At 44.7% G+C, this 8,043-nt stretch carries 7 protein-coding genes; 4 read left to right on the forward strand and 3 right to left on the reverse strand.

The annotated features are described in order from the left end of the window. Positions 1-254 precede the first annotated feature (254 nt). Positions 255-932, forward strand: a complete 678-nt coding sequence (locus tag QUB61_RS36405) for an N-acetylmannosamine-6-phosphate 2-epimerase (RefSeq protein WP_333130899.1) — start codon at positions 255-257, stop codon at positions 930-932. Between the two features lie 401 nt (positions 933-1,333). Here QUB61_RS36405 and QUB61_RS36410 read toward each other — a convergent pair whose 3' ends face one another. Continuing rightward, entirely contained in the window at positions 1,334-1,693 is a 360-nt protein-coding gene (locus QUB61_RS36410; protein WP_333130901.1) for a phage holin family protein, read from the reverse strand. A 217-nt stretch (positions 1,694-1,910) separates the two neighbouring features. On the opposite strand from QUB61_RS36410, the gene mrdA reads away from it, so the two are divergent. Continuing rightward, a complete protein-coding gene (gene mrdA / locus QUB61_RS36415) occupies positions 1,911-3,725 on the forward strand; it encodes a penicillin-binding protein 2 (RefSeq protein WP_333130904.1) in 1,815 nt (604 codons plus the stop codon). Between the two features lie 96 nt (positions 3,726-3,821). Here mrdA and QUB61_RS36420 read toward each other — a convergent pair whose 3' ends face one another. Both QUB61_RS36420 and QUB61_RS36425 read right to left on the reverse strand, forming a co-directional pair. After that, positions 3,822-4,625 carry a Uma2 family endonuclease gene (locus QUB61_RS36420; protein ID WP_333130906.1) on the reverse strand — a complete coding sequence of 268 codons (804 nt, stop codon included), beginning with the start codon at positions 4,623-4,625 and terminating at the stop codon, positions 3,822-3,824. 309 nt (positions 4,626-4,934) lie between these two features. Next, complete coding sequence (locus QUB61_RS36425; RefSeq protein WP_333130908.1) at positions 4,935-5,966, reverse strand: hypothetical protein; 1,032 nt, start codon at positions 5,964-5,966, stop codon at positions 4,935-4,937. Between the two features lie 103 nt (positions 5,967-6,069). Between QUB61_RS36425 and QUB61_RS36430 the strand changes: the two genes are divergently transcribed. Together QUB61_RS36430 and QUB61_RS36435 are read left to right on the forward strand one after the other, a co-directional pair. Continuing rightward, entirely contained in the window at positions 6,070-7,005 is a 936-nt protein-coding gene (locus QUB61_RS36430) for a metallophosphoesterase (protein WP_333130910.1), read from the forward strand. Between the two features lie 27 nt (positions 7,006-7,032). Then, on the forward strand, positions 7,033-7,515 hold the full coding sequence (locus tag QUB61_RS36435) for a PD-(D/E)XK nuclease superfamily protein (RefSeq protein ID WP_333130912.1): 483 nt from the start codon (positions 7,033-7,035) through the stop codon (positions 7,513-7,515). Positions 7,516-8,043: the final 528 nt, after the last annotated feature.

Genomic DNA, 8,043 nt, shown 5'->3' on the forward strand with positions numbered 1-8,043 from the left:
ATTGGGTCAACAGGTAAAAGATGAGTAATTTTACTCATTGACAATAGTGCTTTTAGCTTAACTTGTGAGTAATGGCCTATCCTAGACAACTTATCACAAGCGAAGAAGTAAGCAAATTTAAACCAATTGTCGATAAGTTACTACCAAAACTTAACGCTTATTTGAGTTCAATAGGGCACAGGGAATAAATTACAAAAAAAGCCCGATGCCCGATGCCCAATGCCCGATGCCCAATTCCCAATTCCCAATTCGCCATGATTAATTGTCAAATTCCTACAGGATTAATTGTTTCTTGTCAAGCACCTACTGATTCGCCGCTGCACGATCCGATCGTAATTGCGGCAATGGCTCGAACCGCGGTCAATCGAGGAGCGGCGGGCGTGCGCATTGACACTCCGGCTCACATTGCGGCGGTGCGAAAACAGGTATCCGCTCCCATAATTGGGATTTGGAAGCAGCAATTGCCGGGATGCGAGATTTACATTACTCCTCGGTTTGAAGACGCGCAGGCGATCGCCGCTTCAGGAGCCGATATTATAGCCATTGACGCTACTCTGAGAAACCGTCCTGCTGGGGGCGAAGATTTAAAGACATTAATCGCGCAAATTCACAGCGAATTGGGCAAATTAGTGATGGCGGATGTAGATACAATAGAAGCTGCCATCGCGGCAGCCCAAGCTGGTGCCGATACTGTAGCAACTACTCTTTTTGGTTACACTGCTCAGACGGAAAATTTCTCGCCGCCCGGATTTGATTTGCTGGCGGAAATGGTAGAAAAGCTTAAGGTTCCCGTTATCTGCGAAGGCGGGATCGCTGGGCCGTCCATGGCAAAAAAAGCATTGGACTTAGGAGCGGTGGCTGTTGTTGTCGGCACAGATATTACTGGGATTGATATTAAGGTGACAGCCTATAATTCTGTGATTAAAAAGTAAGTTCGGCTACGGATGAGTGTAAGTGATTTAACTCACATCTTGCACCATTCTCAAGAAAAGGCTGGACGGCCTGTTCCATAAAGAGTGAATTTTCTCGCTTCACAGGCCGTCCAGCCTTTTCATAAAAAGCTTATTGAGAATGGTGCAACATCTCAGTTAACGAATTTAACAGAGAGAAGGAAGTTCGGCAACGGATTGTTTAACTGATTTTACGGATTTTTCGGCTCGAAGGAAGTTCGGCAACGGATTTTACGGATTTTACGGATTATACGGATAGAAGGAAGAAGGAAGAATGGAGAATAAATATTCGGCGATAGAAATCGCTTGTAGGCCACCGAAACGCGCAAGGTAAGGGTGGGAAATCTCGGGCGATTTTAATCGCCCTTTATCAAGGGAAGTTGCTAAATCAGCGCGCCGTTGATAAAGCTGCTAACTGCAGCCAAGGCGATCGCCCCCAGTACCGCGCTCCAAATACCCATCCGCAAGCTAAATCCTTCAACTAACTTCGCAGCCGAGGCAAAAACAATCACGTTCATTACAAAAGCAAACAGGCCGGAAAGCAATCCCAGCGTTAGCAGGTTCGGTACGAAAAAAACTGCTTTCAGAATTGGCAAAATTAAAACATTCAAAATTCCCAAAACCGCAGCGGAAATTACTGCTTTCGGTGTACTGTCAATTTGTACGCCGATCGGCAGTTGAGAAATTAGCAGCAAGCTGCTGCCCGTCACCAGCCAAGCAATCAAAAAATCGATCGGTTCCACAGCGCCTCTACCTCCTTAATAGTTGAATTGTCATAAAAACCAGATATTTAATATAAATATATTTTAATCAAACAATCCGGGGGATTCGTCTGCCAACCGGCATAATTTATGTCTGTCCCTAAAGAGTTAGAAGTTATAATCGCTGTATCATCCGCAAAAAATCCGGATGGGAACCATATCAACGTGTTAGTTGAATAAAAAGAGCAGATTAATTAATATGGCTGGCGATTTTTCTTTTAACTCTAAAGTCCGATTCGACAAAAAAGGCTTAAACAATCCTGCACGGCAAGGCAGCAGATCGTTCCAAGCTATGATTTTTCTGGTGCTAGTCACTACCTTGGTGACACTGCCGACATTTCGTCTAGCGGAACTGCAACTGGTACAGGGAGCCTACAACCGACAGCGGGCGGAAAATAACCGCATTCGCCCTGTTTCAGTGCCAGCGACTCGCGGCCAAATTTTAGACCGCAGCGGCCAAATTTTTGCAGCCAGCCGCGTATCTCGATCGGTGTATTTGTGGCCAAAAGAGCGATCGGCCAAGGAGTGGCAAGAGATCGCCGCTACACTGAGTCCGATCGTCAAACTTCCCGCAGCCGAAATTATCAAAAAAATCGATGGAGTTGGCTACAGATCGGCCCTACCAGTGCGAATTACTAAGGATATCGATGTCGGTACTTTCGTCGCGTTGGGAGAGCAATCTAATACTTTGCGGGGAGTTGAAATTCGCGTAGAATCGAGCCGAGACAATCCCCACCAGCAATTAGCAGCTCACCTTTTGGGATACGTCGGCGAAGCTAGTTTAGATCAATTAAAAGCTAATCCTGCATATCCGATGGGAATGATCGTCGGTCAGATGGGAGTTGAAAAATTAGCCAATTCAACTTTAGAGGGCGTTTGGGGAAACCGTTTAATCGAGGTGAATGCTAAGGGCGAGGAAATCCAAGATTTAGGTGTAAAAGACCCTATTCCCGGCAAACCGGTGCAGCTAACTTTAGATTTAGATATGCAGAAAACTGCGGAAAAAGCTTTGGGCGATCGCCTGGGTGCGGTTGTGGCGATCGACGTGAAAACCGGAGCTCTTTTAACAATGGCTAGTTGGCCGACATTTGACCCCAATATTTTCACCCGTAAGGTAAGTCAAGAAGAATGGGATCGGCTGCAAGGACCAGAAAAACCATTTTTAAATCGGGCCGTTCAAGGCTATCCAGTCGGCAGCACTTTTAAAATTGTCACTGCTGTAGCCGGGATGGAGTCTGGCAAGTTTTCTCCTGACTCGACTTTGGTAAGTTCTGCTTCAATTAACATCGGCGGAATTACCTTTAACGAACACAGCGCTGGTTACGGCGTTATCGGTTTCCGCGATGCTTTAGCCTACAGCAGCAATACGTTTTTCTATCAAGTAGGTATGACTGCAGGGCCGGAAGAAATGGCGAAATGGGCTAAAAAAATGGGCATTGGCGGTACTATTAATTTAGATCTTTTGGGGATAGACGGCGCCAATCACGGTCAAGTTCCGATCCCAGCAGAGAAACAGAAAATGTATGGGGAAGATTGGTATGTTGGCGATACAGTAACAATGGCGATCGGTCAAGGTTTGGTACTTTGTACTCCCCTAGAATTGGCTGTGATGGTGTCAACTATTGCCAATGGCGGTTGGCGAGTGCAGCCGCATTTGTTGGCTTCTCAAACCAATACTCCTATAACTCAAAAAATTTCAACAGGTATTAAGCCTGCAACTTTGAATGTAGTTCGCCAGGGATTGATGGAGGTGGTGAAAAAAGGTACAGGCCGTGGCATGAATGACGGTACTATTCCTTTAAGTGCTGGTAAGACTGGGACTGTGGAAATGCCCGGTTATCCTGACAATTCTATGTATGTAGGTTTTGCTCCTGCTGACAAACCTGAAGTTGCGATCGCAGTTATAGTTGAAGGCGGCGGATTTGGTGCAGTATCGGCGGCACCAATTGCTCTTGAGGTATTTAGAACCTATTTTCAAAAGCAGGGTTTTAAACCTACTAATAAGCCTCTCTAGTCATTAGTTAATTGTTGACTGTTGACTGTTGACTGTTCACATTTTGTCCCTTACTTCGATCGCACTATCCTGGATATCTGGGAAAAGTGCGATCGATCAAAATTTTTCCCCTACCAATCGTCTCACTTCCACGGTCGATAAATTCATCATTTGCGCTACCTGTTCCAGACTCATTCCAGAATTTAAGAGTTGAGTTACGAGCGATCGCAATGTTGACTCCGCTGCCAGTCGTGCTTGCTCAGATTGTTGAAAGGCTGACTCCGCTGCCAGTCGTGCTTGTTCCTCGGCGAGTCGTCCCAGGTTTTCTTCCTTGTGAGTCTTCAAAAACTCACCCGTTTGAGGAACTCTAAACCTCAATTCTCCTGAAATTATATGCAATTCCAGTCCCAGCACTTCACTGAACAACCACAGCGTATCAAAAGCGATATTGTTGGCTGCAATCGGCTCGTACTGATTGTTTATTAGACGTACTCCCTGTAAAATCGGATTTAGGTAATCTCCCGACGGATCGTACTGAAAATATTCCCTAACTCCCAAAGCCCGATAAATTTCTGGTTTGGTCTCTTGGTCTTTCGTTTGAGTTGTTTCCGAAGTAATTTCTAGCACAAAATCGGGAGTAATACCCCCTTCTTCCCAAACTTTATAATTATCCCTTTTGCGGTTAGCAACTCCAAACACCACATAAACATCCGGGGCCACAACTGCCTGGTTGTTCCCTTCTTCATAATATATGAAAGAATTGGCTGACACGTAAACATCAGAACGTTCTTGAAAGTAAAGCTTGACAGCTTCAACGCTGTAAGTCATGTAATCGCGCGTGATGTCGCTTTCAGCCATCGGCTCTCCGTCGCTGCTGGGATATTCAATTTCTACTTGTTCGACTTGAGTTAAAATTGTCATTTTTCAATTTTCCTCAAAGTTAATTAATTTAATGTCCGGTAAATAAGCGTTCTAAGGTTTCTAGTTAGGACTTCCTTCCTAGTAGTTTTATGAAGACTCAAGTCCTCACTACAAACCTATTTAATTGTGGTCGTGACTGCCGACATGATATGATTTAATGCTAGCATTCTGTCGGAGTTTTTAACATTTAGAGATTTCTCAAAAAAATCAACAGGGGTAAGGTGCGCACTTCGCACCCTACATAATTAGCTTCTGCGTCCAGGACTGTAAGGCGGGTCTGACGTTTGACAGATACAGACAATTTAAATTCTAATTAACCCCTCTATCCAAAATAATCATTTCCGAACCAACAACCGGACTTCTAGCTATTAACTTCCCTTCCCTATTCGCAATTTCTAGCTTGCTGAAATCGAGTGAATTAGCTTCTTTCCACATTTTAGTTGCTAGTTGATTTTGCTCGACTTCGCTGAGTTTGTACCAATCTTCAGCGACTTTTACCGTCAAACTGCTGCTATAAAAATTAGCTTGAACAGACTCAACTAAACCGCCGCCAAGTCGATTCGTAATTTCAGCAACTTGATTTTGAATCGCAGCAATCAGAGACTGTTCCGGCGTCAGCGGCGGCGGTGGGATAAGTTCTACTGGTTGCGGTTTTTCCGGAGCCGCTAAATCGGGCAAGTTGCTTTTGAATTTAGCAGATATTGGCTCAGACGGTGCGATCGCCTCTGGCGATTTCGGCGTTTCCGGCGCCACAAAATCGCCAAAGGTTGGCGGCGACTGCTGCGCTGCTGGGAAAGGCACTTTTGCTAGTTTCTGGGGCGGTTTTGCCGAGAAACTGTTGAGAGTTAAACCGACTGCAACGATCAGAATTGCTGCTATGGCGGCGTTTAAAATTGGATCGGACAGCTTCTGGTTCGCAGAGGGCGGTAGCAGATCCCGCACTAGCCGCACAATACTTTGCCAAATTACACCGACTTTCTTTAAAAAACTCCCCTCGGTGCCTTTTGATACAGGCTTTTTATCGGATTTTACAGCAACTTTTGGCGGCACGCTGTTAACTTCCGCAGCAACAGCCGCAGGAGTTGTTGTTGCTGAGTCAGAAGCGGTGGGCGCGATCGGCTTTTGGGCCTGCAACGGGGGTTCTGCTGCTAATTTTTTGCCTTTTTTTCCCAAATTCCCAATCCACGCAATCAAAGCATTGATTCTCTGATTTTTGGGAACAGCGCTGCTGGCATTTTGAGTTTTGCTACCAGTGGGGGCAGACTTTGCAGGCGAGTCAACCTCCGGTGTCGGAGATTGAGAGGGTTCTGGAATTGACTGGTTTAGTTGTTCTTCTGACATTTTCTCTGCCTTGGGGCGTTGCAAATATATCTAAAAGCGATAAATTTTTAGTTGAGCCATCTCAACCTTAATTTATCATTTCATTAGTTGTAACTGAATCAAAATGAGTATCAAACGCCGTCACTTTCTAGTTTTAGGCAGTCTCAGCAGCTTAGGTTTTGCCGGAGTCTGGAAAATGTTTCAGCTTCGGACTTCCTGGGGTACAGACACCGATGCTGCTGTGGCTTCTAACGTTGAGGCAGAAAGGACGATCGTCCCATTGCCGGCCTCACCGCCTATTTTACGCTTTATTTCGGTGGCCGACACCGGTACCGGCGCTGAAGGTCAGTATGCTGTGGCTGAGGCGATGGCGCAATATCACCGGGAAAACCCTTTTAATGTTGCTGTTCTCGCCGGCGACAATATCTACAATAACGGCGAATTTGAAAAAATTAATGCTGTTTTCGAGCGGCCTTATCAGCCGTTATTGCAGCAAGACGTAAAATTTTATGCTTGTCTGGGAAATCACGACATCCGCACTGATAACGGCGATCCGCAAGTTAAATATCCGGGTTTTAATATGCAAGGTCGCTACTATACTTTTCGGCGCGATCCGGTACAGTTTTTTGCTTTAGATACCAATCACAATGCTGACTGGAAAAAGCAGCTTGTTTGGCTGGAAAAAGAGTTGAGTCAGAGCACCGCACCTTGGAAAGTTGTGTTCGGCCACCACCCGATTTATTCCTCGGGTGTCTACGGATCGAATCAATCTTTTATTAAGACTTTGGCGCCTTTGTTTCAAAAGTACGGCGTGCAGCTTTATATCAACGGACACGAGCACAGTTACGAACGCACTCGGTCGATTAACGGTACGACTTATTTAATTTGTGGGGCCGGCGCAGGCACTCGTCCGGTGGGGCGTTCTGAGTGGACGGAGTATTCTGCGACGCGCCTGAGTTTTGCGACGTTTGATGTCTATAAAGACCGGATGTTTGTCAGTTCTATCGGTACTGACAAACTGGTTTTTGACAGGGGAGCGATCGAAGTGCGATCGGCTTAATTCAGATTATATTCAGGAGGAAACAAAATGAATAGGGGTTTTAGAGCCAATAAAACTGGTTTTGTTTTAGAAACAACTGTAGAAGGTACGTTGAGAGGCCACGGATATCTCGAAATATGTCCCCAGTTGCCGAAAAAGCGCAAGCGAGATTGGCTCTTAATCTCTACTGAAAATCCCAAGCGATATGCTAAACAGGTTTATATTGGGTCTAGCATCTATGAAACTGAAATAAATGTCGATTTTTATATTGTTGGTTCCGGTTTGTTTCCTCTGGGTCTAATTGTTGAGTGCAAGTGGCAAGAAGACAAAGGTTCAGTAGATGAGAAGTATCCTTACCTCAATTTAAATATTAAAAATTGTTATCGGGTGCCAACTATTGTTATAGTGGGCGGTGATGGTATGAGGCAAGGTTCGATCGACTGGTTTAAAAAACAAATTCCCGACAATCAAAATCTATTGGGAGTTCACAAGCTCGAAGGTTTCATTACCTGGGCTAACAAACATCTGTAATCAGGAATTACCCATAAAGATTTGTCCATGACTGAGACCGATCGCGATCGGGCTTTAGAGCTTCCCTACAGTTGCATTTTTTTGGGAAACTGCTATAATTCACGGTAACGCACTATTAGTCATCGAATATTTTTTTTGAAACTTTAAAAAAAAATCGCCGTTTTTTTCTGGTTAACAGCTTGACTCTGAATCTTTTGGGAAGTATAATTAAATAATGGGAATAGTGGCAAAAATAAAATTTTATCCACCACTCCCATTATCTAAATAATATCCGGAAAGTCCAGAAAAATCAATAGGTAATAGTTCCTTTTTTTCGGGTCGATTTTTTAACAAAATTGCAAGAAACCCGGCTTCTTGCACAAGACCTTTCCACAATACCTTGAGGAGAGCATCAAGCGTCAATCGATTTTAGATTTTAGATTTGAGATTAAAGAATTGAAGCATTGACCCGACGGATAAATTCGGGGGGCAAGTTTCATCGGATACAGGTTTTTTATTTCTGGACGGATGAATCCGGGGGCTTGTATC

Source organism: Microcoleus sp. C2D2, assembly GCF_036702495.1.
In the GTDB taxonomy this organism is placed as follows: domain Bacteria; phylum Cyanobacteriota; class Cyanobacteriia; order Cyanobacteriales; family Microcoleaceae; genus Microcoleus.